Here is a 321-nt window from a genome sequence, read left to right on the forward strand (position 1 = left end):
GGAGAAATAGTATGAACCGCGAACAAATTAATGCTTTAGTCAAAAAAATGAACGTTGATACTGCAACAGGTCCTGTTGATGAACGTGTTCAGCAAATCGTTGTACGTTTAGTATCTGACTTATTCCAAGCGATTGAAGATTTAGATTTAAGCCAATCTGAAGTTTGGAAGGGTCTTGAGTACTTTACTGATGCTGGTCAAGCAAACGAATTAGGTCTTTTGGCTGCTGGTTTAGGTCTTGAGCATTTCCTTGATTTACGTGCAGATGAGAAAGATGCTCAAGCAGGTATTACAGGTGGTACTCCACGTACAATTGAAGGTC

At 39.9% G+C, this 321-nt stretch carries 1 protein-coding gene; it reads left to right on the forward strand.

What is annotated here, in order from left to right; genetic code table 11:
* Positions 1-11: 11 nt before the first annotated feature.
* On the forward strand, positions 12-321 hold a 310-nt coding region (locus AC1M9H_RS14380; protein WP_481613656.1), incomplete at its 3' end, for a dioxygenase.

It is taken from the genome of Acinetobacter sp. ANC_7512 (assembly GCF_056779935.1).